Source organism: Halorussus marinus, assembly GCF_004521895.1.
Lineage (GTDB): Archaea > Halobacteriota > Halobacteria > Halobacteriales > Haladaptataceae > Halorussus > Halorussus marinus.
In genome coordinates, this window is record NZ_SBIR01000004.1 from 72970 (window position 1) to 97665 (window position 24696).

The window sequence follows — 24696 nt, forward strand, 5'->3', positions numbered from 1 at the left end:
AGAATAGTTTTCGCGTGGGATTTCCGCGGGTGTCTGTTTCGTTTCTGCGGGGCGTTTCTGCATCGAGTGCGATGTTTCTGCAGGGTATTTCCGAAGGAGTCTGCTTATTCCGCGTATGGTTTTCGCACCTACGTGGAATCCCCCTGCGGAAACTTATGACGATGACGGGACTGCATTAACATATGATGAAAGAAACAGATGAGAATCAGATGGTGTTGGCTGATATCGATGGACCGGTCACTGAGGAGAACGACTCAGAGTCAATCGTCTGCATCATTGTCCACGCGCCAACACGAAAAGAATTGGCGCAGGCAGTACGGTCGTGCTTACAGCATGGGGTGCAGCTTGCCAGCAGCGACTTTGCACCCTCTGTCTCCCGTGCAAAGTTCCAGCGGAAGATCGCGTCTGGGGAGTTTGAACTTGACGATGAAGTGAAAACGTCGCTTGGGAACAAGTTGGTGCTGGGTATTGACTCTGACAGGGCACACGTAGAGGCCGGTGTTGCGGAGATTGAACGGAATCCTGTAACTCACGTCGTTGTTAATAGGATTGGGGCTCTTGGTTCGAGTCATGCAGAGATTCGTGACAGAGCTGAGAAGATCGTAGAATCCGCGGAGCTACACTTGAACGACACCGGGATCGTAATTGACAGCGGGAACTCGAAAAGTGTTTTGAGGGTGCTGAAATCCCTTGATAAAGCTGGTCCAGAATTGCAACGGGAGGCTTCGATTCGAGATGTCCGTGACTGGCTTGATGGGCAGGACACTCCCGATCGTGGTCGTGCGCCACTTGGGTTCCGGTACTTCGATGGTGAGATGGTAACGACAGAGGAGTACGATCACATCCGTAGCGTCCTATCGATGGTGCTGAACGAGGGGCCAGATAAGTTGTCAAAGCGGAAGGCTGCGAAGCGATTAGACACCTCCGCTCGAACGATTGGGCGTGCGCTCGATAACGCTGACCGATACGGACTCAGTCCCCTAACTAATTCAACAGAGTAACATCACGCTTTCAGAATCAAACGAATATCTTCAGTTCATGTCCCGGGCTTACCGGGCTGTAGCCAGTGATCGAGGAGTGTTACTCACGTAAGTCGTCGTCCGATTCCAACGACACCAATTATATCGTTGTTATCTTCAACGGGGATTCCGGTGAACTCATACGGTATCGTTTCGCCGTGTTTGGTCAGGAGGTCTGCTTCGACAACTACTCGTTCGCCATCAGAGAGGATTTGATCAATCAATGCTTCAATTTCAGCCTTGGTCTCACCATCAAACAAGTCCATGGGTGTCAGTTCTCGGATCTCCGCATCAGAGTATCCGATAACTTCCTCAAATTGGTCGTTCCAACGAATATAATTGAGATCTTCATCAAAAACGTAGAAGAGGTCATCAAGTGAGTTGAGTGCTGTCTCCAAGAACTGTTGTTCACGTCGAAGTTCCTCTTCACGCTGTTTTTCGTCGGTGATATCGCGGACCACGCAAACGTGTCCACCATCTCCTAACTGTGTGAGGCTCAGGTTTTCGACAACACGCTCACCATCGGTAGTGAGGCCAACTGACTGGCCAGTCCACGTCCCATCGGTTTCAAGTGCGGGCAGAATCTCCTGATGGAACCGCTCAGCTTCCCCTTCAGGGTACAGAGATTCCCAGTGGTCCTCAAGTATCTCTTCACGATCTGCAGAGTACACCTCAGCGTAGGCTTGGTTCAGATAGACGTACTCACCTTGCTCGTTCAGGATCCCGATTCCTTCTTGAGCAGACTCTAAGGCCTGAAAACCGCGGAACACTTCTTGTTCTGCTCTGTATTTTTCGACCAGATTTTCTACACGGTTTGCCAGTACAGTGTATTGGTCCGTTCCAGTTCCTTTCTGCAAGTACTCCGTAACGCCAGCGGTGATCGCTTCACTTGCAATCTCTTCGTCACCCTTACCGGTAAAGAGAATGAATGGTAAGTCCGGATATTCGTCCCTGACTAGCTCTAGAAAATCAAGCCCGTCCTGATCTGGCATCTCATAATCACTGATCACACAGTCGATGGTCTCAGATCTGAGAGTCTCTATCCCGTCCTCAACTGCGGTTTCAGTAGTCACACTAACATCTTCTCGCTTGCGTTCGAGAAACGTCTTAACCATCTCAACGAACGCATTATCGTCATCCACGTGTAACGCGTGTATGGAATCTGTTGTTGATGAAAAGCTAAAGTCCTCAAAGTCCCGTAGATTCTCTTGATTATACATACTCAACAGTGTCAACTCAAGCTATATGAATTCTATTGCTGAACTACGCCGAACCGATTATATGTCCTATATATTGAAATAAAACCAACTGCTTGAGAGAACCATATCAGTGTCTTCTGATGAACGGGATATTCCAATAATCTCTGTTATAGTTCCTGTGGAAGACTACCGGTCTTCTACTGAGATGGTCTCTATTCCTGTAATCTCGAAACGTGCCCCACCAGTGTCGCTTTCAGTCACGGTGATATTCCACCCATGCCCGTTTACGATCTGTTCCACAATTGATAGACCGTAGCCGGTTCCGTTATCACTCGTCGAATACCCGTATTCGAAAATGTCATCCTGAATTGAATCTGGAATACCAGGGCCAGTATCCTCAATATACAAACCCTCCTGATCAGAAAGTCGGCCTACACGGATAGAAACATTGTTACCAACATGATCAATCGCGTTACTGAATAAGTTCTCGAACAGGCCGTGCATGCGGCTTTTGTCAGCTTCTATTACTCCGATATCTGTAGCGATACACAACTCGGCATCTTCGGTCATCACGTTTCGCCATGCTTCAGTGATACAGGATTTGACATCAACTTGTTCTGTACGCCCGATTGCTTGCCCATCCTTCGTGAGCGCAGCCACATCCTCAACGAGTGTATCGATTCGTTCGATCGACTCATCGATTTGTTCTAACTCTGGAATGTCATACTCTTCCTGAGCAATTTCCATATGTCCACGTGCGACTGACAGTGGATTTCGGATATCATGAGTAAGAATGTCTGAAAACTCGTTGAGTCGCTCTTTCTGGTCGCGCAGTTGGTCTTCACGCTGCTTCCGTTCGGAGATGTCTCTGATGATACCGGTGAAATACTGTTCACCGTTGTGTTCGTGTTCTCGTAGGCTGATGAGCGTCGGTACTTCGTGGCCATCTTTATGCAATGCAGGAAGTTCGAAACCATTCCAGTCGATATTGCGTTCGCCAGTTTCGACGTAGGAGTCCAATGCGGCGGCGTGTACAGGCTGAAGGCGTTCTGGAATGATCTTCATTTTCGAACTTCCGATTAGTTCGTCTGGAGAATACCCTAGAATATTTTCGATAGCAGGATTTGCGTATACAATATCACTATTCGCGTCGATCGTTAACATTCCTTCTGCAGCGTTTTCAACGAGTGTTCGATAGAACTCTTCAGGACGAGCAACAGAAATCTTCTCAGCCATGTATCTACCAAATACGATATACGGGGAAGAGGCATAAACATTTGCTGGCTGATGGTTCAAGGTGAGACGAGACTCAGACAACAATGGACTAGGACCGACACTAGTCAGCTGTTTTGTCGTGAGACTCCAATTGCCGAGTTGTCAGAGATGGGTAGATTTCGAGTGGGAAACGATCATTCTCAGAAGGCCTCATTTTGTTGTAGAACGACAGGGGATCTCTTTGAAATAATTACACAGTTTTGATTTCGAAACGATCACCTCCGTCAGAGCCGTTTGTTGCAGTGATTTCCCAGTCATGCCGTCAACGACTTCCTTAACGATACCGAGCCCGAACCCAGTCCCGTCGTCAGCAGTTGTATAACCGGGTTCGAACACGTTCGTATCCCCTGAGTTAGGGAGCCCATCTCCGTCGTCAGCGATATAGAATCCAGAGTCTGTATCTCCGATTGACACAGTCACGCCCGTACCACCATGTTTAATAGCGTTCTGGAAGAGATTCGAGACGAGTTGCTGGAGCTGATCGCGGTCTGCCGTAACAGCTTGTTCTGTCTCAATTGAAAGTCTTGCATCCTTCGTTGGAAATGTTCCCCAGCATGTCCGAGCAAGATCTGATAACTGGACTGATTGGGGGGTCATCGCTTCTTCACCGGCTTGTGCGAGCGCCAGTAAACTCGATTTCAATCAATCTTCCCGAGCCGACGTCTGATAATCGGCCTTTGCTTATTGACGAGTCCGTGGCTGCCCCGGTCGATAAGCAGTCGCTGTACCGCATCCTCTCGAATCTCCTGATTCGGCGGGACCAAATTAGAAAAGTGCAGGAGAAAGAACGATTGGAACGGTTCGCCAGCACGTTACGTCACGAAATTCGAAACCCATTAACGATTCTCTCTGGATGGCTCGAAATGGCACGTGAGACTGGTGATGAGGAGGCGTTCGAGAACTGCCGAGTGGCACTTCAACGGATGGAACGAATGGTAGAGAACACGACTTCAATTCTCGAAGGTGGGGATCTCAATGTTGAGCGAACTGAAGTTGATTTGGCAGCGCTCTGTGAAGCTAGTTGGGCGATGGTACCCGATGCGAATGCCAATCTTGCAGTGGAAACCACCCGGACAATATCAGCTGATGCAGATCGCCTCTCACAAGCTCTCAGCAATATGTTTCGGAACTCCATCGAACACGGTGGGAGTGACGTGACGGTTACTGTAGGTGATCTCAACGGTGGATTCTACGTTGAAGATGATGGTGGCGGGATTCCAGCTGGTGATCGTGAGACGGTATTCGAAGAAGGATACACGACAATTGGGTCCGGGTCTGGTCTTGGTCTCGCTGTCGTTGCTGTCGTCACCGATGCCCACGGATGGGATGTCGTGATAACTGATGTACAATCAGGAGGTGTGCGATTTGAGTTCACCGGCATCGGAGACCCGTAGATTCTTTCTCCTCTTGTCAATCCCATGTATTTAGAGAGAGATCACAGTCATCTAAGTAGGAATCATTCTGCGGATATTCTTCCCTGTTATCGGGATGTATTCCATGTGTAGTGCTGGATCGATTCCCCTCTGTTTGACGGTGGGTCTCATCGGATTGACTGATGAGAAACCCGAACGCTCTTTATATTTTGAACAAAACTCCTACGTGCGCGTGCGAACGCGTAGAGAGGGAGTCCAGCCTGCAAGCAAGTCTCCCTCTCGTTGCGGCTCCCATATGGGAGCACCAGAGAGTAGCTTACGGGGCGATTTAGTTGTGACGACGTGACTCTGATGTGGTTGCTCCCAGCATGAACGGCAATGCGGTGTAACGACCAATCATGGACACCACATTACAATGTGACGACTGTGGAGCGGTGATCACGCACAATGATACAGATGCTGAATCAAACGGGAATACTGAATGTCCAGACTGTGGGGCAGTGTACGCGGTAACGGTCACTAAGATCACATGACTGAACGCGACTCAATCATCTACGAAATCATTGATCACGTCGCCAAACGTGAAGGCAAACGTGCGGAAAACCTTCCTGCATTGACCAAAACGATCGATCCAGATGCACTTAAAATCTTGGCGAGTGACGCTGAGCGTATTGAATTCACGTATCTCGGGTATCATGTTGTAGTGGCTGGAGAGGACGTACAAGTCCATAATACGGAGAGTGACGACGAAAGGTAGATTAGCAAGCCTTCCAGTTGATAGATAGTTCGAATACGGTGAGTTTGCGATCCGGACCTAAGGACAGCACGTACGGCCAGATGGTTAACTTCAGTATCTTAGGGCAATGGCTAATAACGAACGACCGCATAGAGTCCGTAATCTCTCCACAGATGAGTTCCCGTCAATTTTTAAAGAAACTCGAAGAGTTTGAGGCTTCAGAAGGGATGAAAGAGGAGATTGAGCGCCACCGGAAGGCGATCAAAGATTAGGGAAAAGTTCTGGAACCTCTTTTTCGAGAGATTCGAGTTCTGTTGTGAACTCGCCGTCGGTCCGCTCGCTACCAATTTGTTTCTCAGGAGTTCCGGGCTCTGTTACACTGCGGTGATGACCAAACATCCGGAGAAGTTGATCTCTACTGGCTTTGAGTCGCGGCGCGTCCTCCTCAGTACCCATACTGTGGTAATCCAACGCCTACTAAAAATATCTGAGGATCGCTGGTTCCGCCATGTCTATCGGTCCTATCAATGTCTGTGACCCGGGCACGTGTTCTACCCCTTTGACGACTAAGGGGAGTTCCGGACACACCCCCTCATAGTTGAGGGGAACTACGTTTTCGAAAGGGGAGAGAACCGATCTGTAGGTTCTGTTGGAACACTCAACAATTGACACAGAGGGTGGTGTAGTTCGCATCGAGGAGTTCACGATTTCGCCCGCCGTCTCCTTTCCCTGCCAATCTCCAATGCTCACTCCCGTTCTTATCTTGGACGGGCATATAGAAGTCACCGGTGTGAAGTTCCTTGTCAGGGACGACGTAGTACTCATCAGGTTTCGCGCCGAGGAACGCGTGAATCAACGCGGGTCCACGGGTATGTAACTCATCGTTCTTCTGCACGGCACCTCCCCAGAAGTTGAACGCTTTGCTGTAGTGCATCCACACGAGTACGTCGCCGGACTCGGTTCGCGCCGTGTACACATTCCGTTTCGGTCCGTTCATCACGGCGTTGATCTCGTCACACTCCTGTAACTGGTTCTTGAATTCCTTTCGTCGCTTGTGCGCACTCATTGCCGCTCGGTCGCGCTGCGTCTCGGTCACGGACACTGGCTCATTGTCGTCTTTGAGGAAGTCGTCAAGACTCATTGATTCACTACAACCCAACTCACCGTAAACGGTTAAACTTTGACTCACAAGGCATCTAGCGCGTGTTCTCCTAGTTCCCTAGCGTATAGGGAAATAGGGTAGATACATGTCCGTACGTGAGGACAAGCATACAGTTGTGCGTCGCTGTGTACGTGGCGATGTACGGGACCGTGTTCGTGCCCGAGTACGTACGTATGTACATATGGCCATCCGAACCTACTCGTCTCCGGATTTCCGAGCGTGCGAGAATGTTCGCGTATGGGCATAGTAGACACTGAAATCCCCTGAACTCAGACGGATAGACGAAGAGATCGACATGACCCAGTACATCACGCATGGCGTGCCAATCTCACGAACCCAAGACCGATGCCGGTACGATTTGTGCCGAGACAATGGATCCGCCAGACGAGTAAGTAGGCAAGGATTGAAGACAGTAGGAATGTGTCGACGAACTGCCGCTCGCATTCCGTGCGAGCGGTGTTCCCCAGAGAGAGTGGAGAGTCACGGTCCGTGGTGGGGCCGGGACTCTTTGATATCAACTGCGATGTTGTTGCTCTGTACTGAACGGCAACTACGCATGCTTATTGATCGCTGAGAGTACTGTCGGGAATATGTACTATTCAATGAGCCATGCTGAAGACACAACGCGTATTTTGCACATTGCCCGCATTCAATAGCGAGAGTTGCTGTGCGATATCAGTGAGACGTTTTCCCGACGCGCGATTCGGAACGCGAGCTAAATGCAGACGTCATCGTCGATACTGAGAGTTGGGACATTCCAAACGAACTCATATTCAGTATCCGCTCTTCTCTGAGAGTGGAATGAGTGTAAGAATGCTCGAATCTGAACGACGTGCTATTGAGAAGCGGGCAGGGTATCTATGAGTTCGCCACTATTCTCCCCATTAGAACTCCGTGGGACGACGATCCCGAATCGGATCATGGTCTCACCAATGTGCCAGTACTCTGCTGAGGATCGTGATGGTATTGCAACTGATTGGCATCACGTCCACCTTGGGTCCCGGGCCGTCGGCGGTGCCGGGATTGTGATGGCTGAAGCAGCCGCTGTTGAGAAACGAGGACGGATCACACCATACGATCTGGGTATCTGGAGTCAAGAACACGCTGATTCGCTTGCTTCAACAACTGAGTTCATCAGTAATCAGGGCAGTATCCCAGCAATCCAGCTTGCTCATGCGGGCCGAAAAGCGAGCAAGAGCCGACCGTGGGAGGGAAGCTCTCCCCTCCAACCTGATGAGGGCGGTTGGGAAGTGCTTGCCCCGAGCGAAGAGCCTTATCCCTACGAGAGCGAGTCACCAGAACTGCGGAAGATGACTCAAGCGGACATCGATGCGTTCGTTGAGAACTATCGACAAGCAGCTGAGCATGCGCTTGATGCAGGGTTCGAAATCGTGGAAATCCATGCTGCTCACGGTTATTTGCTCCACGAATTTCTCTCGCCGGTCACGAACAAACGCGATGACGACTACGGTGGGTGCTTTGCGAACCGGACCCGTCTTGTCCGACAGGTTGCGGAGGCTGTTCGTGATGTATGGCCCGAAGACAAACCCGTCTTCCTCCGGATTTCCGGGACTGATTGGCTTCCTGACAGGGAGTCGTGGACGATTGAGGAGTCGGTCGAACTGACGAGCCATCTCTCGGAAATTGGTGTAGACCTAATCGATGTCTCCAGTGGTGAGCTGCATCCCGATGAGCAGCTCCCGAATGTGGGATCGGTTTCCCAATTGCCGCTCGCAGAGCAAGTGCGTGAGGAAACCGGGTCCGATATCGCTGTCGGGACGGTTGGAGGGATTACCACCCCTGAGCAAGCCGAGGAAATCATCGGCAACGACCGTGCGGACCTCACGATTCTTGCTCGTGAACACCTCCGGGATCCTTACTTTTCGCTTCACGCTGCACAGGCCCTCAACGCGACAGAAGAAATCCAAGGACCACCCCAATACCGTCGTGGACTCGGATTCTAAGCGCAGGTGAACCTATCACGGCCATCAACCATCTTGGTAGCGCTCTCTCGTGATGCGTTCACATAACGGGTCGCAGTTGGTATATTCCAAAAGAAGCTAAAGGGTTGTAGCCCGTAATTGGTACTTGTGCGCGAGTTCGCTTTCACTGTCGAATACGAGAAAGGAGTTGACGAGTTCATGGACCTCTTTATCGAGAATTCGAACCTCCATTCTCAAACAATTGCTATCCATGCGACAACGGAATCCATGTGGCGGCTTGACCGAATGTCTGGTCCACCTGACGTGCTTGAGGAGTTCGATGAACGTCTCAACCACGCTAGCGTCTGTAACGAAGTAATCGGGATGTGTGGGTCACCAGTCATAGAGAGTACTCACGAGATCCTTGCAAGGACGCCTGACAGCCGGATTGTCTACGCTTGCCGTAAGGAGAGAGACGGCGTCCGGTCGATACCGTATGTAGCCGCGAAACACATCGGTGATGGGCTCCTCATGCAGGCCGAGCGACGGGGGCATCAGTATCAGTGGCGATTCCTTATTGACGATGAGGAGACTGTCGGTGCGATTTACGAGGAGCTGAATGCCGGGTTGCAGGATGGTCTCTCACTCAGCGTCCAGCGACTCAGCGACCCAGAGTGCTGGGTTAACACAGGTATCGGTATGAATGAGGATGGACTTCCACCTGAACAGCAGGCAGCACTGGAAGCAGCTGTCGAATACGGGTACTATCAAAAGCCGAGAAAGCACACAGTTCAGGAGATCTCGGAGAAACTTGGTGTGCCGAATTCGACGCTCCAGTACCGTCTGACACGAGCTGAAGCGTGGCTCGCCACCCAGTTTGTCTCCGATGCACTCAGTCCGGAAGAGCAACAGACCAAGACGGTGAACACTGAACTCGAAGTGTGAACGATAGGTACTCAAACGAAACGGCCAGAAACCGGCTAAATCGATCCATCATGTCCTCTTTAGCCTTTGTACTGATCATGAGTTTCACGCTCAACTCTAAATAAAGAAACCGTACTACCAACTACTGTTATGGGTTTCAGTCGTGATCCCGGTACGGTGTCCGTGTCGTGAGTCGTGTGTTGTCTCCGTGTGTGCTCACTCTTCGTGTCCGTTCAGAGCGATAACACCGTTTGACCACACTGGGCGGTAACACTGTCCGGCCATCGTGAGCGGGAACAGTGGGTGCTCACCGTGGGTATTCAAGGTCAGCGGGGTGCGGGATGGAAGGGGAGAACACTGATCCTGACCGTAGTTGTTGAGGGTAGAGGGGTGGCACTCGTCGTTAACGGGTAGTATGGTCGTGCTGGCAGGACACCCTGGCTACTGGCAGTACGGTCGTTGACAGTTTCGCGCGTGTCGAACGGTCAGTCGTCACTTAGGTCGTGTTCGTCGTACAGTTCTACCAGACGATTGTAAACCTCCTCCGATGACAGGCCCGTCAGCGTAGCGATCTGCCTGATCGTGACGTCTCCCTCGCTGTGTGCCCGGGCGAGTTCCGGCATGTCGTCCTCGTCAAAATCGTGTTTTGGCATCGTGATGGGTACTAACTCCTGTTCACCCTGAAGGTACATGGTTACTACCCTGTGCCCACGGATGGGATGGTCGTGCTGGCAGTTCGCGGTTTGTTCTGTTAGTGTCCTGTGTTCATGCCCGCTGTTCGTGTCCGGTGGGGGGCGATAACATTGCGCGCTAACACTGCGTGGCCACTGTGGACAATAACACTTCTTGACCGCTGTGAGCAGTAACAGTGGGTGCTCAAGGTCAGCGCGGCAGTGTTTTAGATGTGTCACCCCATACTCCCTGCTATGGTACGCGACGACCCGCCAACCAACGACGTCGTCAAAACAATCCTCCGTCGCGCCTCTTCACCGCGACCCGATTCGCATGCTGATAACCTCGCTCGGACTGCGGTTGAAACCCATGGGCGTGAGGCCGTGTCTGAGTGTATCCGTTTGATCCTTGACGATGGGCTAACACACCGGCGCGCAGGCGCGCACACATTTGGGAACGATAATTACCTGTCCGGGATTACGGTCGGGTCTGCAGTGTCGATTTACCTCCACCAAGGGGTAGTACACGAATCCTGACCGCGACAGTTGACAAGGAAAGAGTCTCCGACGTTAGGGTTGAACGTCGCTGCCAGCTGGCCAATCAAATCGAGGTGAATTTTGATGCAGCTTCTCGATACCCCGTGTACTGGTCTCTCGCCCACGCAGTAGCAGCATCAGTGTCGTTAACGATTGTGCCTTTCAATCCGCCGTCTTCGTACAGCGTAGTCCCAGCATATTCTGATGATTCTTGTTCGATCACCCAGAGAGCGTAGGGAAGGGATTCATCGGAAACATATGTGTTGACAGCATCAAACTCCATGAGTGCTGAAAACTCGTCCATATAGTTCTGTTCTATGGCTTGAACAAGAGAGGATTCGAGAACCAGTTCCAATTCGAATCTCCCCTCTTGGAGTCGTTCCCTAAAGTAGCTAAAATATTCGCTTTGAACAACCGGTGCCGTCCCGATCATCCTGGTTGCCTCCCCCAGTAGTTCTGTGCCGGGCTGATGTGCGATGTCTGGAGTTCGAACTGACGAGTACACGTCTGCATCGTTGAGGAACGCTTTATCCAGGGACCCTGCAGGAGGGATGTTTAACAGCGCGGTGTTTGCTTGAACCCGCTCGGTTTCCTCCCGGTAATCACAATGGAATTGAAGAGCCGCCTGTCCCGCCATGGTGAGTTGGAACTTCTGTCCTGCTGGTTGAGTTGGTTCGACACACTCGATATTAAGAAGCTCATCGATTGCTCGATTGATTGTTGAGCGGGAAGACTCTAGTTCATCTACGAGTTCGGGTTTCGTTTTCGCCTCCCCGGAGAGTGCTTCAACGAGCCGGTATCGCTTCGAAAGGATATCACGCAATTGTTCGCCCTCTGTACCTGCCATATCGTACTGAACCGAAGTGACGTTTTTAGTTCTGGTTATCCTTTTCCAGCACTTGGGAGAATAACCAGAACCCGGCTATTTTCTCGCTAATTACATTTATATTGCACATTTCTCAATCATCCGTACATATGAATATCCAGTCCATCGTGATGGAGGTAATCGCTAACTTCGTGTTCCAAGCCGTCATGTTGGTCGTCCAAGTGACTCTTGCTGTCCTCGTAGTGGCCTTGGTCGGTTGGGTGATTTGGACGGCTGTCTCGATGACAGTTGGCAGTGGTGATGACGATGACGTGGCTACTGACCGTACCTGACCGCGATCGTGACACGGTATCCTTCGCCTGTATGCCGTGGTGTGGGTCGAGGGGCGCGCTGTAGTTGACAAGGTCGTGTCCTCCGTGCCGATGCCCACCCTTCGTGTTACTATGAGCGGGGAACACACCTGCAGATTAGGCATCGAGAGGGTCTGCAGGCCGACTGCGCGGATCTTGACTCTAACGGCGTGCGCCCGCTGTTTCGGTTTGCGGCGTGTTGGTATGCGCGCGGGCTTGCAGAGAAGTAGTCGTTGGTCCGCCGGTTCAAACCCGGCCCTCGGCTTCTCTCGTGCTGTGCTGCCTGTACCGGGGTCTTTCCCTCGCTGGGGTTGCCAGCCCGTGCAAGCGTCTCTTGGGGTTTCGATGTCCCGTCTCGGCTTGGGTTCCCGGTAGGTCAGTGCATCGTTAGCGGCGGGTGTGTGTGTCCGGTTCAACGGACTCTGGTGTGATAAATCCAGGCAACGAGCGGCCGTACGCCGTTTGCTGTTCAACAGATTATCCACGTGCCTGCTATCATGCTGCCAAAATATACCCTCCGCTAACGATCAGAATAGAAATATATGTCCAAACATCTGGCGCGACATCAGAGAAACGGGATACCCAATGGGTCGCCCACTCGGGAGCGTCAAAACACGACCGTTACTTCTAATTCCTTGCTTGAGCTATGTCACCGTAGCGTACCGGCGATTACACGTCTGGTGTCGTGTCCCAGTCGTATCCGGGTTCGGTGATGGGGATGAGTTCTTCTGCGCGGATGGATTTGAATAAGTTCAATGGCTTATCGTCAAGTGTTCGTTCGATTATTTTCCCGTGCACACCGATGAGAATCGGATGCTGTATTTGGATGCGCCCCTCAGCGTCATCAGAATACACTTGCGTCGGCGGGATATACAGAACCGGAGCACCGCTCGACCCTTTGAATAAGCGTCCGTCGTTCAGAAACGCTGGCAGGTCATCATAATCAAGCCGGTACGGTGTCGATATCGTGAGATCACGGATTTTCGGGAGCGGTGGGTTACTCGGCGGTTCATGCTCGTTGTACCGTGTACCGGGGACGCTGATTTTATCGAAGCAAATGGATGAAACTTCATCCCCAGCGAACGGCATCCATTCACTCGCCGTGTACTGGCCTTTCGGAATATTCTGCTCAGTAAATGCAGTTGCGTACACGCGGTGGTGGACGTCGGCGTTCTCCGAGTAGTCACGGCGTTCGTACTCGTGCGGCCACGTCTCATCGTACACGATCTCCCCATCACTATAGTCCGGAACATCGATTTTCAACGGGATTGCGGCGACATCAGCGTACGGGTGTACTCTCCAAATCGGATCACCGCTATCCCATAACTCCAGTCGTTTTCTGGGTAACGCTCGCGCGTCGCTCACAGACCGGAATCGGGGGTAAATAACGTCATCATCGTGGTGAATGCAGTGTTTTGCGGTGATGATGAATGAGTCACCGGCCATGTTATTGTAGAGAAATCCGACGAAGTAGTCCGCTTCCGGGCCCGGCTCACCGACTTCACAGATTACTGTTGTTGCTAGAACCGGGTTGAACGGCCACCCGTCATTTGTCACGGAGAGACGTCCGCCTGGCATTACGGCAGTATACGGTGCGATTCACTGATAAACATTCCTTGAACCCACCATACGAACCCGAGTGGTCGTCGTGGAGACCATGTCATGAACCGTTACCCGGCCGGACACAGCGTCCGTAGAACTGTTCTCAAACCCGGGTGCCACCTGTCAACGGTCAATACGTCGCATGTAATTTACGGCCAGTACGCTTGGTAATGGTGAGGGAAGTACTCATGAATCTGCCCAGTTTCCAGCCCTTCGTTCAAGGTAGCATCGACCTCATCTGCGCTCATATCGAGGTGGTCGGCGGCTAACCGCTGCAATAGGTTGTGAGGAACACCTTTCGGGAAGTCCTCCTGCTGGAGATCCAACATAATACCGGTCAGTGATTCGAAATCCCGGTTAGTATAGTCAGCGACTTGCTCGTCAGTCCCACTCTCCTCATTGATACGAGCGTAGTCGTAGTCCACCAATGAAACCTCGTGTTCGGACAGTTGTTTGATTGCCTCACCAACTTCCATCTCCAAGAGGTCCTCATCCCCGAGTGGCGTATTCTCATCTTCTAATGCATTTTTTTGCTCTTCCGTGTTTGCGTGCATCACGCGCTCCTCCTGAAGCTCGAAGTTGAGCTGATGCTGGAGGTTCTTCTGAGAAAGGATGATGGAACGGAGCAGGGCAGGGTCGTCGATAGCCTCAACGAACTTCGCCATCTGCTGTGTATCCATATACATCAACTGATCCGCCACGTTCAGCCCGAACCGGGTGAATTTCTCCCCATCAGTAACTTCGATTTTCTCACCGTCCATATCGTCACGAGGGAAAATTGATGTCACAGTTACTGAATCTGTCTCGTTGTCGAAAGTGTATACTGGCCCATCTTCCTCGATTTCGTACTCGGAGTAGTCCATCGAAAGTGCTTAGTCCGAGAATCGGCATAAACCCCGGTTTCTATTAACTGGCGGTGGAACATACGCAGACCTACCTAACTGATGGTTCGACTACACCATTGTTGGAATGAATATCTTGACAAAAATCTATGACACCCTCAAACCACTATATCTGCCTACGCACACATGCAGTTTGTAGAGAAGATCTCGCATGCCTATCTAAGTGACCAGAGTGTTCTGTGGCCTGGTTCATACATAACTTGAGATGTCCGTGTCATTTCCTCTACGAAATCTTCTACATCCGTTATCGGACTATTCCAAATGAGATCAATCGTGTTGGCCGGTATTTGTTCCACTCTTGTTAGAGGATAATGCCGCAGCAGGTGTTCCAAATTGTCCTGGAGTCGGGTTTCATTGGTGTACTTGTCTATCTGCTTGTGAACGCCAATTCCGGGATGAATCGTCTCACTCAGTCCCTGTTCGGCAAAATGGGGATTGATAAGATCGCCTGCTTCAGCAAGACGTATGCGTCGCTCAATCGATTTCCAATCAGTCTTAGTAAACGTTGATTTGATGTCGTGGCTCACGTGATACTGCAGAGACTCAACCAGTGATCCATCGGTGGTTACTATTTCTGGATGTGGTAGTGGGTACACCAGGTACGTTCGTAACTGCTGAAAATGTTGTTTGCCGCCCCAGTCATCATCCGAAATCCCCCTAAGCGAGCGTTTCAATAAAACTCCGTATTCGGCGTCTATTAAATAATCAGACCGGTGATGACGCGTCTGGTCCTCAGTCTCGGAATCTGCGCGTAAACTAACCTTCCATGAATATGGTGACGAAATCCCCCCAAGAGTATAATTTACAATGGTGTGAACAGTTTTGGAGTTGATCTCTAAACTTTCCTCCCACAGGGTCCGGTCTATTTGCTCGGGAGGTGAGACACCTGCTCTGTCGGATCGAATCCCGCCAATTACCCGTGCCAAGAACGGATACTTGAGGACCTTTCTATGGACTTGGTTTGTTTGTTTTGATAATGTGGATTGTGTGATATCAAATGCTTCGATTAATTCAGCGGTATCAAATCCGAATTCAGACCGCAAGAGATAGCGCTCCACAGCCTTTGGGCCGATACCGCTAATATCTGAAGGCAAACGGTCAATAACCCTCTTACACACCTCCTGTGCGTCTTCAAACTTCAGATCAAGAGATCGTTCCGGAACGATCTCTTCCGGTGGGGATTCTAGACGTTTGGGTTCGAACTCATCTATTCCCATAACCCTTGAATGGGAGCATAGTTGGATAACCTTTGCCTCATCCAGTCAAACTCAAATAGTCTAACGTCGCTCATGACCGACCGGTGGTAATATTTTGACCGAGACAGTCAAAATACACACCAAGTTTATATACTGACGGAATATATCAACCAATGACGGGATGAGGTCGCGGGTCAGAATGACTGTGAGGGTGTACCCGTCTGGCAACGTACTACACCTTCACAGGTTCTGGCCAAGGCCGATTCACGTTGTCCAAACACGGCACGACCAGAACAATGCAACATAGCACACCTAGCATAAAGGCAGTTTCGGGGCGATCAAGTTGAAACTCCCAGAGGATCCGGGAGATTTCGACCCCACTGCTGCAGGCGAGTATTGGATCAACAAGCGCACCATCGACCATACTGAGAACACTATCCGCTCCAACCGCAAGGATCTCGAACCGTTTCTCGGGTGGTGTATCGAACACGAGATTGAACGGGTCGGCGATCTCTCCGAATGGACCATTGAACAGTACGAAAACTACGCACACGCCCGCGAAGACTGGGGTGGGGTCACAGTCAAAAACAAGCTTCAAACGCTGAAGCAATTTCTAGAGTTCCTCGGTGAAAAAGGGGCATTTGACGGGTATCTTCACCCAGCGGTTACTGTGCCAGACCTTGATCGGAGTCAAGAGGTAAACACAGAGAAGTGGGATAAGACGGATGCACTTCCTCAGATCCGCTTCATGCGGGACTCCCCCAAGTGGAACGGAACGTTCGAACATGTGGTGACAGAAGTTGCATGGTTCACCGGCCGACGAGTTCAGGCCCTCTCTGGGTTAGACCTCAGTGATTACACCCGAGAACCCGATGCAGACGATCCTGCGGATGGCCCGTTCCTTGACTTCAAGCATCGGGCAGATGAAGGAACACGTCTCAAAAACAAACTCGATAGTGAAGACCCAGTCGAAATTTCCGAAGACGTTGCTGACGTCCTTGATCACTACATCGCTCGGGACCGCAACGAGAAGCGAGACGAAAACGGACGTAAACCCCTGTTCACGACTAGGCAGGGCCGAGCAAGCATAGCCAAGATTCGCGGAGCAATCTACATCGCTACCCAGCCTTGCATCCGCATCGCGTGCCCACACGGGGAGAACGCAGAGAAGTGTAAGTACCGAAAGCGAGATCACGCAAGTAAGTGCCCAAGTTCCCGATCACCCCACCGAATTCGGACTGGATCAATCCAGTGGCAACTTGACCAGGGAATCTCCCCTGACGACGTATCTGACAGAGTTGACGCTTCCGTTGAAACGATTCGACGACACTACGACGTTCCAGACGACCGCGAGAAGATGGAGAACCGTCGTCGAAAGTACACCGGTGTCCTCGAAGACTCCATCAACGACGTAGAAGATTCCACAGACCTGTCCCAGTCTGTGGAAGACCATTGTGAGGGGACACAGAGTACGCCAGATTCTGACGAATCGAGTGATACGAACGAGGACGACAGCACCGTATCTCCAACAAAATGACCGGCAGAACTCCCCCACATAAAAAGACGGGTGTCATGACCACTCACACCCTGTCGAAAACGTCTGTGAAAACGGCTCAGTCTGTCGAAAAACGACTGGTTGGAGTCCCTCCGACCCCATTCTGAAATTAAGCGTTGCGAAGGTTTCTGGTGTCACCAAGCGACGTAAACCCGTAAGAGTCGTAGCTGTCGTTCTCGGGTCATCTTCGGGGTGGTCGGCGTGATCGAGTACCGCCACTACGAGAGCGGGAAAACCACGGTCGTCACCACCGAATGCGCGCTCTGTGGTACTCAGATTCGCGACCAGCAGGGAATTCAGGATCACCTCCCGAGTCGCCCGGCCCGCGATATCTACGCCGAACGGCCACACACCGTGGGGGATGACGAACAACCACATGGGGTGTCGAGCCTGTGCAAACCAGTTGGATGACGATCGCGAGTTCTGGGAAATCTACGATCAGAAGTCCGGCGAGACGATGCCGCGCGAGCAGATCGTGCTGGAGGAGTAGGCGGCGTTCGAGACTGCGGTCACGAAGACTCGTCCCATCCTGGTCGTTGCAGTCGTGGCGCCAGACAGCATGCGTCGGGACGATAGCCAGTGTCCCTTTCGATTCGATAGGTGTACGAAGGTTCGAGAGTTGGACGCGAACGGTTTACTGAGGCGGTCCTCACCGCCTATTTGCAATGGCAAGAAAAAACGACCGACACGCAGTAGCGAGCGATTCACAAACGGGGTGTAACTGATGGTGTCCATTCCAGTCCCCGATAACAAACTCGTCGCCTTCACGCTCGCAGGTGCCCTGCTCACGGCCGTCGTAGCCGGTGGCCTTGCGACGTCCGGCGGCGGGCTCGTACAGACTGACGAACAAGCCGACTCACCCGGCACCCCCGCGTCACAACGGGTCGCTGACGATGCCCCAACGCCCAATCAGGACTTCACGCCGGCAGTCCAGACGCAGTCCGGTTACGAGGACGAGGAACGCGAAGATCGCGAGGAAGAACGGGAAGACGGAGAACACGAGGAGGACGAGTGACCGAGATGATGGGGTCGCTCGCATCGGTCTACGAACGGATCGGAGACGCTCGCCGAGAGTTCGGCTGTTGTGATACGACGTTTCGAGTCCAGGCGACGGGGATCCGGGCCGACGCCGCGGTGACTGAGGCCCGGAACACGGCCGAGGCACTCGAAGCACAGCTGAACGCCTTCGACCGAACGAGCGCTGTCGCCGGCCTCAATCGTGAGGGCGAGGTCACGAACGAGCACGTTGCACGCATCGTCCGCCGCGGTCTCGAGTACTACGATCGGACGAGCGGCGCGTTCGATATCCACCAGGGACACGTCGAACACGAGCTCAAATCGTTCCTGCGTGGTGACACCGACACACTCCCGGCGACGTTCGACGCCGGGACCGTCCGAGTCGACGGCTCACGCGTCGTTACAGATGTCGAACTCGATCTCAATGGTCTCGCGAAGGGGTACATCGTAGATCGGGTCCGCGAGGCGCTCGCAGGTCTCGGTCGACGCGAGTTCGTCAGTGGTGGCGGGGACATGTCTCCACCGACCGGCCCGGTCGCCGTCGAGAGTCCGTACGGCGACGCCACACCGCTGAAGGTTCTGGACACGGACTGGTACGTCGCGACATCCGGGGGATACCGACGCTCGCGGAACGGCACCGACCACATATACGATTCCACCACGGAGTCGATCGGCGCGCGTCACGAATCCGTTACCGTTCTCGCGCGCCGCGACTGCATGGAGGCCGACGCCTTAGCGACGACACTTGCTGGGCTCCCGCTCGGAGACGCGAAGGCCCTCCCAACGGAATGGGAGGGATTGGAAGCGCTCGTTCTCCACGAGGGAGTCTTTCATCCGACGGAGGGGTTCGAGACACATGTCCTGGACGCATAAGCAACGAGTCACTGCAGTCGCGATCGTCGTCCTACTAGCGGTTGTTCCCGCACTCTGGCAGATCGGGGACGTGCGTACCGCCCAAGCGACCGAAGCGAAGCAGAGCGACCTCGTCGACCAGACGGTTTCGACGAGACAAGCGCCAGCCGATTACGACGGGGACGGGGTAGACGACTCGAACGATACGTGTCCGACGCGACCCGAGACTGCAAACGGGTTCCGGGATTCGGACGGCTGTCCCGATGTCGTCGAAACGACGGGGGCGTCGTGATGTCACGACTCGTCTGGGTACTCGACCGCGGTGCCGCACTCGTCACGTATCCATCGCTGTATCTGGCCGTACTCACAGGCATTCTCTACAACACCGAGCAGTTCGGCGTGGTCCACGAGGCCGCCCGACGCGTCCATATCGAGCTATCGGTGTTTGCGATGATCGTCACGCTGCTGCACGCGTGCCTCGGCGTCCTCGACGCGTGGTTCGTCGTCACCGAACAGGTCCCGGCGCCCGCGTACTCTACTCCGTACTTCCTCGGCGGCCTCGTCGTCGGAGCGGGAGCGCTCCTCGTGCTCGTCGTCGCGGTACTGGGCTTGACCGACGCGGGACGCTTCCATCGACCGTGGGGACCACGCGTCGTTCACTCGTTCGCGTACGCCGGGTTCGCCTTCGTGACGATCCATGCCGCAGCGATAGGCACCGATCTGACGGGATTCGTCCGTCCCCTACTCGGATCCTCGGTCGCGTTTCTCGTGTACGTGCTCGCTCTGCGCCTGCTGGTGCTCCGCGGGATACTGTCGAACACGACACCGGGTTAGTAGCTGTCCCAGAGCCCCAGAATGCGGTCGACGACCCTGTCGGCGAACGAGCGCTGGTGAACCGTGTACAGGTACTCGACGCGGTCCGGATCGCTGACATCGTAGACGACACGTCGGCCGTCGCGCTCTCTCGTGACGAGGTCGGCCTCGGCGAGCTTCGAGAGATGCCACGAGACCGTCGATTGGGCCTTGTCAAGGCGGTCGCTCAGCTCGGTCGTCGAGAGCGGGCCGTCCGCGAGAAGGTGTGCGAGAACGCGGCGACTGTATTCGCGCCGGAGCGCGTTCATGACTGCACGATCCGTCTCGTCGAACTCGGTCGCGGGGTAGTACCGCGTGTACTTGCCGTCGTCCGAGACGTCGACGAGTCCCTCGTCGGCGAGCCACCGGAGGTGATACTGGAGCGTCCCCTGCGCGTACTCGAGGTCGCTGAGTAGCGCGCGAAAGTGGACGCCCGGCGTGTCGGCTATCCGCTGGTAGATCGTCCGCCGGGAGGTCAATTCGAGGTCCGGATCCGGCATTGGTCAATCCCGCGTTAAGGCGACGAAGAACGCCAGGAGACCGCCGAGTATCAAGATCGCACTCCCGTGTTCGAGCAGTTCCAGCGTGGCGTACGGGAAATACGGACGCAGCGGGTATTCGAGAAACACGACGAACCCGTAGACGGCGAACATCGCGTACCCGAGCGTGACAATTCGCATCCGGCGGTCACGTTCCCGTCGCCACGCGAGGAAGCTGAGGACGCTGAGCCCCGCGGCGAGGACGAAGATCCCGAGGCTGACGTACTGTTCGAGGAGTTGAGGGAGTGACATACGTTACTATCTGTACACGGAGTCGGTGGGCGGTACTCGGCGATCGATACGATTCAACGAATGGAGGTGGACGGGAAAACGATTGGCGTTCAACCGTCGAATCTAATCGTCTGATTCCTCAGCGGCCTTCTACCCAGTTGAGCGCCCGAGTGCGTTCGGACAGTTCGTAGTAACGCATCTCGTCCGGGGCGACCGGCCAGACCGGAGCGATCGCACGCCACTGTTGGTACAGGAGCTTGGCCCAATGGGAATCACCGACTGCGGCGTATCTGCCGATGTCGAACTCCGGCCCGATTCGCAGATCGGGGACGACGCCGTGCAGATGCGAGAGATACGTCGACAGCGTCCATTCGGTCACCTCTTCGTAGACGTGCACTGTCCCGTGCTCGTCGGTCTTCTCGACGAGGAGGTCGTAGAAATCCCGATACCCCGCGGGCCGGCCGTCCCCCATCCGAACCGCGACTACATTGTCGGCAGTCGCTTCGAGAATCTCGAACATGGAGGAAGCCGACCGCTCTGTGTCGGTGAACTCGGGGTTCGAATCACCGGTCATCGGTAGTGGGTGCGGGGGGAGTTTTCGGCTCGATCATCTTTCACGATCTTGATACCCTCGATTTATTAAAATAGTTGCTATAAATGTGGTCTTTATATCTAATAATTATCAAAAGATCTGAGTGTATTATTAAAAATTCAGAGGGCGGTAGGGAGACACTGCAAACGCGCATCTGCTGATAATTAATCGACGATCGTAAGTTCTGGTACGGTTCTAATTGTCTTACAGTATCTGGGGGCTGTTTTTCGTTCAGCTTCGATTATCGCCTTTGCCACCATCAACACGCGCCTGAGCCGGTCTCCACTCAAACTGGGAAAATTCGAGAGAGCCTGCGAGGAGAGTCGGTTGACGATGCACCGGATGTTACCGTTGTAGCCGTTAATTTCCCGCACCGAGCGCATCTGTCAGTTACTTCAACGGTTGCGCATACTCGATTTGCTTCGGTCGGAAATCCGCGTCGCGGTAGAAGCGTCGTGCGTCTTCGTTTTGCCATTCACAGGAGACTTTAAGGTGGTCACAACCGCGATCGCGAGCCATCTCCTTTAGGCGTTCGACGACGTCCGCACCGTGACCGCGGTCTCGTCGGTCTTCGTCGACGTACAGATCGACGATACGGAGGTAGTGCGAGTACTGCCGAGAGGGATGGTGGCCTTCCCGGAGTTTGACGTAGCCGATCGTCTCGTTGTCGTGGACGATCAGATAGTCGGTGATCCGGTCGTCGTCGAACTGATCGCGAAATCCGTCTTCGGGGACATCGTCGGCGTCCGCGTACACGAGTTCGTTCAGGTCGTCGAACGACTCCATCGATTCGGCGAGCGAATACCAGCGATCGACGAGCGCGTCGAGATCGTCAGTGGTGGCTTCGAGGAGTTCCATGCAGAGACTCCCGGGCGCTCGTTCTTGAAATTAAGCGAGGCGTGCCGGATGCTGGCATGACGTGGTGTGCGAGCGGCCGGTAATCGGGGAGAAGACGACGAACTCGCGGTCCCGTGTCCGGCGGTCGACGATGCTTTGGATGGCGCGGTCCGTCTCGGTCGGCCCGACGCCACAGCACGAGTGTCAGCCGAACGAGCCGATCGCGACCGACTCGACCGGCCTACTCGAGCGTTCGGAGTTCGGTCACGGAGCCGTCGGAACTCGGACCGAGGAGCTTCGAATCGGTCGCCGCGAGGCCGCCGTACCCCGTGGTGGGACTGGCGCTGCGCCGGTCGGTCCGCTGGATGAGGCTCCCGTCGGTGTCGAACTCCCGGAGCGAGACGGTACAGCCGTCGCCGTCGCAGTCGTTGCCGAGCCACAGCGAGCCGTCGGCGTAGGCGAGTCCCTGCCCCCACGAGACGTCGGCGGTACTGAACGACCCCTGTTCGGTCCCGTCGGGGTCGAAGGCGACGACGTTGTTCCCCGTGATGTCGACGGCCCAGAGGGATCCGCCACCGAACGCGAGCCCGCGGGGGTCCCAGGACGTCGAAATCTCGGACTCGACGTCCCCCGTCGCGGGGTCGAGTTCGACGATCTTCCCGTCGTAGTCCGAGGCGATCGCGTCGGCGAACCAGAGCGAGCCGTTCCCGTACGCGAGCCCCTCGGGCTGACCGTCGCTCGGCGTCGAGATCCGGTCGGTGATCTCGTCGGCCTCGAGGTCGTACGCGAGTATCTGTCCGTCGGAGACGCCGTACACGACGCCGTCGTGGTGTGCGAGTCCGTGTTCCGCCGAGATCGGCGCGGACAGTTCCTCGGAGTTCGACTCGCCGGTCGCGCCGGCCTCGTGTATCCGAGAGATCTGGGACTCCGAGAGTCCCGTCTCGTAGATGCGGAAGTCCGAGAGCTTCCCGTTCAGAATGTTCGCCCACTTGGCGGGGTTGCCGCCGTACCAACTGCCCAGCGTCAGGTCGCTCCAGTAGTCGCTGTTTTGCTCGCTGTACCCGTCCATCGAGTCGTCGCTGAACTCGCGGTCGCCGTCGACGTAGATCCGGACGGAGTTCGTCGGGTCGACGACGACGGCGACGTGGTGCCACTCGCCGGTCGAGACGACGACGTTGTCGCCGTCGGGCATAGTGTACTTCTGGGCGGCGCTGGCGCCGACGTCGCGGATCGCGAAGCCGATGTCGACGCCGTCTGCGTCTTCGGCCGGCGCTCCGGTGATGACGTAGCCCGTGTCGTTCCGGAGCAGAGTGTGAACCGCCGTCTCGCCGCTGTCGTACGGCCGACCGCCCGCGTCGGTGTCGAAGAGGACCCACGTACTGAACGAACACGCTCCGTCGTTTCGACCGAGGAGACTCAGTTCGCCGTGATCGCCGCGACTGATCCGGGCGCCGACGTCGCCGTGGAACGCGGTCGCCGACCGGCCGGCGAACGTGTCCGAAGTGGGATCGCCGCGGTCGACGCTCGCGTCGTAGCCGCCGACCGAATCGCCCAGTCCGTCCCGGAGCGGCCAGCGCGCGAGGAGTTGGTCGCCGGCGACGGGGTCCCCGGAGTCGTCGGTCTCGATCGTCACGCTGGCCTCGTCGGTCCCGGCGCCGTCGTTCCCGCTCGCGTCGACGGCGCGGGTGAGCGTGACCGTGAACGTGCCGGTCGTCGTGGCCTGATAGGTCGCCTCGTAGGTGTAGGCGTCGCCGGTTCGACTGGCATCGAAGTCGCTGGCGGTCAGCGTGACCGACGCGGCGCCGCTGATCCGGGCCCGGATCGCGGCGAGTCGCTCGCTGGAGTCGAACGAGATCCGGAGGGTGTCGTCGTCGGTGTTCGCGACGCTCAGCGCTCTGATAGACGGCGGGGTCTCGTCGGGCGTGGTCGTCGTGGACGCGGTAGTCGAGCGGGTGGTGGTCGCCGAATCGGTCGTCGGGGCGGTCGTGGCCGCCGTCGTCGGTGTCGAGCGCACGGTGGTCGTGAGCGTCGTCGTCCCCGACGCCGTGAAGCGCCCGAGTGTGGCCGGCGCGTCTTGGCCCGTGTAGACCAGCCTGATCGTCGTCCCGGCGTCGACCGGATCGTCCCAGTTGAGAATCGACGCCCCCAGCTTCGCGGTCGCGTCCGCCCGAATCGGCTCGTCGGTGTCGGCCGTCGTCGACCCGAGCTGCGACCAGGCGATCTGTTTCCCGGTAGTAGATCGGATCTGGAGGTCGCCGCCGACGATCCGTGCGCCGCCCCGGTAGGTGATCGCGACCCGCCGGGCTCGCTCGTCGTACTCGAAGCGGAACCGCGCGCTCTCTAAGTTCGGATCCGGCGCCTCGGTCGGCTCCGGTTCGCCGTCGGACTCCTGGACTTGCGCGAGCCGCGCACACCCCGCCAGCCCAAGCATCGAACCCGCGAGGCCCGTCCTGAGGAACTGTCTGCGAAACTGTAACGACCGCTTGTTCGACATATCAGCCACAACTGAAAACCAGTATATGAAAGC

Annotated in this window: 26 protein-coding genes; 11 read left to right on the top strand and 15 right to left on the bottom strand. The window is 54.8% G+C overall.

Annotated features, from left to right (window positions below; translation table 11 throughout):
• Positions 1-182 precede the first annotated feature (182 nt).
• Positions 183-1001, top strand: coding sequence for a hypothetical protein (locus tag EPL04_RS06130; protein WP_134670443.1), 819 nt, complete (start codon positions 183-185; stop codon positions 999-1001).
• A gap of 83 nt (positions 1002-1084) precedes the next feature.
• Here the strand turns inward: EPL04_RS06130 and EPL04_RS06135 are convergent, their stop codons facing one another.
• The 3 genes from EPL04_RS06135 to EPL04_RS06145 all read right to left on the bottom strand — a co-directional run bounded on the left by EPL04_RS06135 (position 1085) and on the right by EPL04_RS06145 (position 4090).
• Positions 1085-2239, bottom strand: a complete 1155-nt coding sequence (locus EPL04_RS06135; RefSeq protein ID WP_134670444.1) for a PAS domain-containing response regulator — start codon at positions 2237-2239, stop codon at positions 1085-1087.
• Between the two features lie 165 nt (positions 2240-2404).
• Entirely contained in the window at positions 2405-3454 is a 1050-nt protein-coding gene (locus EPL04_RS06140) for a two-component system sensor histidine kinase NtrB (RefSeq protein ID WP_134670446.1), read from the bottom strand.
• Between the two features lie 189 nt (positions 3455-3643).
• The gene (locus tag EPL04_RS06145; RefSeq protein WP_209019582.1) at positions 3644-4090 is read right to left on the bottom strand and encodes a sensor histidine kinase; all 447 of its coding nucleotides are present in this window, start codon (positions 4088-4090) and stop codon (positions 3644-3646) included.
• Between EPL04_RS06145 and EPL04_RS06150 the strand changes: the two genes are divergently transcribed.
• Positions 4048-4887 carry a sensor histidine kinase gene (locus EPL04_RS06150; protein WP_245154534.1) on the top strand — a complete coding sequence of 280 codons (840 nt, stop codon included), beginning with the start codon at positions 4048-4050 and terminating at the stop codon, positions 4885-4887. The genes EPL04_RS06145 and EPL04_RS06150 overlap by 43 nt on opposite strands.
• Positions 4888-5395: 508 nt before the next feature.
• Positions 5396-5623, top strand: coding sequence for a HalOD1 output domain-containing protein (locus EPL04_RS06155; protein ID WP_134670450.1), 228 nt, complete (start codon positions 5396-5398; stop codon positions 5621-5623).
• A 240-nt stretch (positions 5624-5863) separates the two neighbouring features.
• Here EPL04_RS06155 and EPL04_RS06160 read toward each other — a convergent pair whose 3' ends face one another.
• Together EPL04_RS06160 and EPL04_RS06165 are read right to left on the bottom strand one after the other, a co-directional pair.
• Entirely contained in the window at positions 5864-6058 is a 195-nt protein-coding gene (locus tag EPL04_RS06160; RefSeq protein WP_134670452.1) for a hypothetical protein, read from the bottom strand.
• 202 nt (positions 6059-6260) lie between these two features.
• Positions 6261-6743: a hypothetical protein gene (locus tag EPL04_RS06165; RefSeq protein WP_134670454.1), complete on the bottom strand. Its 483-nt coding sequence runs from the start codon at positions 6741-6743 to the stop codon at positions 6261-6263.
• Positions 6744-7624: 881 nt separating this feature from the next.
• Between EPL04_RS06165 and EPL04_RS06170 the strand changes: the two genes are divergently transcribed.
• Together EPL04_RS06170 and EPL04_RS06175 are read left to right on the top strand one after the other, a co-directional pair.
• A complete protein-coding gene (locus EPL04_RS06170) occupies positions 7625-8728 on the top strand; it encodes an NADH:flavin oxidoreductase/NADH oxidase (RefSeq protein WP_134670456.1) in 1104 nt (367 codons plus the stop codon).
• 126 nt (positions 8729-8854) lie between these two features.
• Positions 8855-9631 carry a helix-turn-helix domain-containing protein gene (locus EPL04_RS06175; protein WP_134670458.1) on the top strand — a complete coding sequence of 259 codons (777 nt, stop codon included), beginning with the start codon at positions 8855-8857 and terminating at the stop codon, positions 9629-9631.
• A gap of 464 nt (positions 9632-10095) precedes the next feature.
• Here the strand turns inward: EPL04_RS06175 and EPL04_RS06180 are convergent, their stop codons facing one another.
• Both EPL04_RS06180 and EPL04_RS06185 read right to left on the bottom strand, forming a co-directional pair.
• The gene (locus EPL04_RS06180; protein WP_134670460.1) at positions 10096-10302 is read right to left on the bottom strand and encodes a hypothetical protein; all 207 of its coding nucleotides are present in this window, start codon (positions 10300-10302) and stop codon (positions 10096-10098) included.
• Positions 10303-10882: 580 nt separating this feature from the next.
• Positions 10883-11665, bottom strand: coding sequence for a helix-turn-helix transcriptional regulator (locus tag EPL04_RS06185; RefSeq protein WP_134670462.1), 783 nt, complete (start codon positions 11663-11665; stop codon positions 10883-10885).
• Positions 11666-11793: 128 nt separating this feature from the next.
• Here EPL04_RS06185 and EPL04_RS06190 point away from each other — a divergent pair, with 128 nt between their 5' ends.
• Entirely contained in the window at positions 11794-11976 is a 183-nt protein-coding gene (locus tag EPL04_RS06190; RefSeq protein WP_134670464.1) for a hypothetical protein, read from the top strand.
• Positions 11977-12663: 687 nt separating this feature from the next.
• On the opposite strand, the gene EPL04_RS06195 is transcribed toward EPL04_RS06190, so the two are convergent.
• The 3 genes from EPL04_RS06195 to EPL04_RS06205 all read right to left on the bottom strand — a co-directional run bounded on the left by EPL04_RS06195 (position 12664) and on the right by EPL04_RS06205 (position 15715).
• Entirely contained in the window at positions 12664-13572 is a 909-nt protein-coding gene (locus EPL04_RS06195) for a hypothetical protein (protein WP_134670466.1), read from the bottom strand.
• A 173-nt stretch (positions 13573-13745) separates the two neighbouring features.
• Positions 13746-14459, bottom strand: coding sequence for a hypothetical protein (locus EPL04_RS06200; RefSeq protein WP_134670467.1), 714 nt, complete (start codon positions 14457-14459; stop codon positions 13746-13748).
• 194 nt (positions 14460-14653) lie between these two features.
• Positions 14654-15715 carry a hypothetical protein gene (locus EPL04_RS06205; protein ID WP_134670468.1) on the bottom strand — a complete coding sequence of 354 codons (1062 nt, stop codon included), beginning with the start codon at positions 15713-15715 and terminating at the stop codon, positions 14654-14656.
• 322 nt (positions 15716-16037) lie between these two features.
• On the opposite strand from EPL04_RS06205, the gene EPL04_RS06210 reads away from it, so the two are divergent.
• From EPL04_RS06210 to EPL04_RS06230, 5 genes are all read left to right on the top strand, one after another.
• Positions 16038-17231 carry a tyrosine-type recombinase/integrase gene (locus EPL04_RS06210; protein ID WP_134670469.1) on the top strand — a complete coding sequence of 398 codons (1194 nt, stop codon included), beginning with the start codon at positions 16038-16040 and terminating at the stop codon, positions 17229-17231.
• A gap of 379 nt (positions 17232-17610) precedes the next feature.
• Positions 17611-17739: a hypothetical protein gene (locus EPL04_RS19300; protein WP_280633720.1), complete on the top strand. Its 129-nt coding sequence runs from the start codon at positions 17611-17613 to the stop codon at positions 17737-17739.
• A gap of 234 nt (positions 17740-17973) precedes the next feature.
• Entirely contained in the window at positions 17974-18264 is a 291-nt protein-coding gene (locus EPL04_RS06215) for a hypothetical protein (protein WP_245154535.1), read from the top strand.
• A 5-nt stretch (positions 18265-18269) separates the two neighbouring features.
• Positions 18270-19139, top strand: a complete 870-nt coding sequence (locus EPL04_RS06220) for an FAD:protein FMN transferase (RefSeq protein ID WP_134670678.1) — start codon at positions 18270-18272, stop codon at positions 19137-19139.
• 270 nt (positions 19140-19409) lie between these two features.
• Positions 19410-19952, top strand: a complete 543-nt coding sequence (locus EPL04_RS06230; protein WP_134670471.1) for a hypothetical protein — start codon at positions 19410-19412, stop codon at positions 19950-19952.
• Here EPL04_RS06230 and EPL04_RS06235 read toward each other — a convergent pair.
• The 5 genes from EPL04_RS06235 to EPL04_RS06255 all read right to left on the bottom strand — a co-directional run bounded on the left by EPL04_RS06235 (position 19949) and on the right by EPL04_RS06255 (position 24663).
• Positions 19949-20470 carry a winged helix-turn-helix transcriptional regulator gene (locus tag EPL04_RS06235; protein ID WP_134670472.1) on the bottom strand — a complete coding sequence of 174 codons (522 nt, stop codon included), beginning with the start codon at positions 20468-20470 and terminating at the stop codon, positions 19949-19951. The two genes, EPL04_RS06230 and EPL04_RS06235, sit on opposite strands and share 4 nt — an antisense overlap.
• A 3-nt stretch (positions 20471-20473) precedes the next feature.
• A complete protein-coding gene (locus EPL04_RS06240) occupies positions 20474-20761 on the bottom strand; it encodes a hypothetical protein (RefSeq protein ID WP_134670473.1) in 288 nt (95 codons plus the stop codon).
• Between the two features lie 118 nt (positions 20762-20879).
• Positions 20880-21260 (bottom strand): SpoIIAA family protein, encoded by a 381-nt coding sequence (locus tag EPL04_RS06245; protein WP_134670474.1) that lies wholly within the window; start codon positions 21258-21260, stop codon positions 20880-20882.
• Between the two features lie 462 nt (positions 21261-21722).
• A complete protein-coding gene (locus EPL04_RS06250; RefSeq protein WP_134670475.1) occupies positions 21723-22190 on the bottom strand; it encodes a GNAT family N-acetyltransferase in 468 nt (155 codons plus the stop codon).
• Between the two features lie 220 nt (positions 22191-22410).
• Complete coding sequence (locus EPL04_RS06255; protein WP_134670476.1) at positions 22411-24663, bottom strand: LamG-like jellyroll fold domain-containing protein; 2253 nt, start codon at positions 24661-24663, stop codon at positions 22411-22413.
• Between the last annotated feature and the right edge of the window lie 33 nt (positions 24664-24696).

Bases quoted from the DNA above. Each gene is read 5' to 3' on its own strand.
- EPL04_RS06185 (WP_134670462.1), bottom strand. From the start codon at position 11,665: ATGGCAGGTACAGAGGGCGAACAATTGCGTGATATCCTTTCGAAGCGA.
- EPL04_RS06150 (WP_245154534.1), top strand. From the start codon at position 4,048: ATGTCCGAGCAAGATCTGATAACTGGACTGATTGGGGGGTCATCGCTT.
- EPL04_RS06145 (WP_209019582.1), bottom strand. From the start codon at position 4,090: ATGACCCCCCAATCAGTCCAGTTATCAGATCTTGCTCGGACATGCTGG.
- EPL04_RS06155 (WP_134670450.1), top strand. From the start codon at position 5,396: ATGACTGAACGCGACTCAATCATCTACGAAATCATTGATCACGTCGCC.
- EPL04_RS06130 (WP_134670443.1), top strand. From the start codon at position 183: ATGATGAAAGAAACAGATGAGAATCAGATGGTGTTGGCTGATATCGAT.
- EPL04_RS06230 (WP_134670471.1), top strand. From the start codon at position 19,410: ATGTCACGACTCGTCTGGGTACTCGACCGCGGTGCCGCACTCGTCACG.
- EPL04_RS06205 (WP_134670468.1), bottom strand. From the start codon at position 15,715: ATGGGAATAGATGAGTTCGAACCCAAACGTCTAGAATCCCCACCGGAA.
- EPL04_RS06170 (WP_134670456.1), top strand. From the start codon at position 7,625: ATGAGTTCGCCACTATTCTCCCCATTAGAACTCCGTGGGACGACGATC.
- EPL04_RS06200 (WP_134670467.1), bottom strand. From the start codon at position 14,459: ATGGACTACTCCGAGTACGAAATCGAGGAAGATGGGCCAGTATACACT.
- EPL04_RS06160 (WP_134670452.1), bottom strand. From the start codon at position 6,058: ATGGGTACTGAGGAGGACGCGCCGCGACTCAAAGCCAGTAGAGATCAA.
- EPL04_RS06165 (WP_134670454.1), bottom strand. From the start codon at position 6,743: ATGAGTCTTGACGACTTCCTCAAAGACGACAATGAGCCAGTGTCCGTG.
- EPL04_RS06255 (WP_134670476.1), bottom strand. From the start codon at position 24,663: ATGTCGAACAAGCGGTCGTTACAGTTTCGCAGACAGTTCCTCAGGACG.
- EPL04_RS06235 (WP_134670472.1), bottom strand. From the start codon at position 20,470: ATGCCGGATCCGGACCTCGAATTGACCTCCCGGCGGACGATCTACCAG.
- EPL04_RS06220 (WP_134670678.1), top strand. From the start codon at position 18,270: ATGATGGGGTCGCTCGCATCGGTCTACGAACGGATCGGAGACGCTCGC.
- EPL04_RS06195 (WP_134670466.1), bottom strand. From the start codon at position 13,572: ATGCCAGGCGGACGTCTCTCCGTGACAAATGACGGGTGGCCGTTCAAC.
- EPL04_RS06135 (WP_134670444.1), bottom strand. From the start codon at position 2,239: ATGTATAATCAAGAGAATCTACGGGACTTTGAGGACTTTAGCTTTTCA.
- EPL04_RS19300 (WP_280633720.1), top strand. From the start codon at position 17,611: ATGACGAACAACCACATGGGGTGTCGAGCCTGTGCAAACCAGTTGGAT.
- EPL04_RS06240 (WP_134670473.1), bottom strand. From the start codon at position 20,761: ATGTCACTCCCTCAACTCCTCGAACAGTACGTCAGCCTCGGGATCTTC.
- EPL04_RS06190 (WP_134670464.1), top strand. From the start codon at position 11,794: ATGAATATCCAGTCCATCGTGATGGAGGTAATCGCTAACTTCGTGTTC.
- EPL04_RS06140 (WP_134670446.1), bottom strand. From the start codon at position 3,454: ATGGCTGAGAAGATTTCTGTTGCTCGTCCTGAAGAGTTCTATCGAACA.
- EPL04_RS06245 (WP_134670474.1), bottom strand. From the start codon at position 21,260: ATGTTCGAGATTCTCGAAGCGACTGCCGACAATGTAGTCGCGGTTCGG.
- EPL04_RS06215 (WP_245154535.1), top strand. From the start codon at position 17,974: ATGGTGTCCATTCCAGTCCCCGATAACAAACTCGTCGCCTTCACGCTC.
- EPL04_RS06180 (WP_134670460.1), bottom strand. From the start codon at position 10,302: ATGTACCTTCAGGGTGAACAGGAGTTAGTACCCATCACGATGCCAAAA.
- EPL04_RS06250 (WP_134670475.1), bottom strand. From the start codon at position 22,190: ATGGAACTCCTCGAAGCCACCACTGACGATCTCGACGCGCTCGTCGAT.